Raw genomic sequence first — 1,512 nt, forward strand, 5'->3', positions numbered from 1 at the left:
TTCTCGTCAATCTCTTTGCTGGCTTGATTGCTTATAGCTATTTGCCCAAAAAACCCTCCTTGGATTTAGAGCCAAAGGGCTTCCCTGCTCTACCTCCTGCTATTTTTTAGCTCCGTCGAACTCACGTTAAATCAAGGCGATCTTGCCAGCCAAAAGCCACCCCATTCACCTCACAATCTTCTCCTGCGAAAATTACTTCATCATCATCTTGTAATCCCGTTAAACGAGTCACATTTTGATCTAAAACTAAGCCACAAGCGACTTCTGCTTTCGGTTTAGAACTGAGGACAGTGGGTTCTTTTTTGTTCTCAAATCCTGATGCTTTACTGAGCAATCGGCTAAAAAGAAGAGAAGTTTCACAATCTGGACTAAATCTTCCACTTAAATCCAACCAATTAAGAATCCGAGAGCCATTTCCCCCAATATAGACTGGCGTATTCAGCTTACGAGTGTATTTTTCCTCAATGTCTAAAGCACGCAATACAAGACCGATATAGTAATACAAACCTGAAATCCCTAGTGTAGAAAGTTGTACGATCGTTTGCAGATCAGGATCGTCGTCCATCAGCGTTCGATTGCGTTCTAACCACTTGCTTCCTTCGGCCGCCAATAAGCCATCAAGTTTCACGAAAAAGGGTTCATCCCGCAAACTACTGCTTAAATCACTTAAATCTGTGGCTCTTCGTTACTTGTTATGGTTCGATAGGGGGGCATAAATCAACAAAATCTTTATCTGGTAAGGGATTTAATTGATTAGTTCGCTTTAGATAAAAAACAATTGACAAAAATCGCCCAATGTCTTTCTCTATAAGGGTTCCATCCCTTATAACTCCCGTCTATTGCATAAGACAAACCGAAGAACCATCTGTATTAAATTGCTGATTAAGAAAATCAGGTCGGTTTTTCCAAAATTGGGAAAAGAGGAGTCTTCCTGCTATCTGTACCGAACATTGATGAATCAAACGATTACCAACCCAGATAGAAATATCGGACGTTCCCCCTCCCATATCAATGCAGGTGGTATAAAGGAGGTCTTTTCCTTCTTCATCGGCAAAATAATGGGCTAATGCTAAACTTTCTGCACGATAGGGGTTGCCTCTGTCTAACCATTTATGGTCAATTCCCGTCGTTTTGCCTAAATCCTCGATAATTCGTTGCCACGTCACTTTATAGAGATTTTTGTCACTGCGAGAAAAGGCCGAGGGATAGGAAATAGACCAGTTGATCTTTTTGACATGATTTTTCGCCGCTTCAGCCGTAATTAAAAGGGCTAAATGCTTTAGAAAGGTGCGAGTATAGGCGGGAGCATCCCAGTTTTGCAATGAGTAAAAATACTCAGGCAATATCGCCGTTGAGATAAGCACAACGTAGCTTCAAATACTGAGGAACATTCTCTGCTTTCCATTGTGCTCCCACAATTTTCATTCTTGCACCTATTTGCTTAATCTTTGACTCTACACTTCCAGAACCGATGCAAATCCCTTGTGATTGATAGAGTTCGTAATTGGGTAT

2 protein-coding genes and 1 pseudogene are annotated in these 1,512 nt (G+C 41.2%); all 3 read right to left on the reverse strand.

Going from position 1 to position 1,512, the window contains the following annotated elements; all coding sequences use genetic code 11:
- Nucleotides 1–121: 121 nt before the first annotated feature.
- Entirely contained in the window at nucleotides 122–628 is a 507-nt protein-coding gene (locus tag IQ224_RS23410; RefSeq protein WP_228036372.1) for a hypothetical protein, read from the reverse strand.
- 208 nt (nucleotides 629–836) lie between these two features.
- Nucleotides 837–1,322, reverse strand: a complete 486-nt coding sequence (locus tag IQ224_RS23415; RefSeq protein WP_002744577.1) for a hypothetical protein — start codon at nucleotides 1,320–1,322, stop codon at nucleotides 837–839.
- Nucleotides 1,323–1,335: 13 nt separating this feature from the next.
- Nucleotides 1,336–1,512 (reverse strand): annotated as a pseudogene (locus IQ224_RS23420) (ISKra4 family transposase); the annotation flags it as partial.

Source organism: Microcystis sp. LEGE 00066 (genome assembly GCF_015207925.1).
In the GTDB taxonomy this organism is placed as follows: Bacteria; Cyanobacteriota; Cyanobacteriia; order Cyanobacteriales; family Microcystaceae; genus Microcystis; species Microcystis ichthyoblabe_A.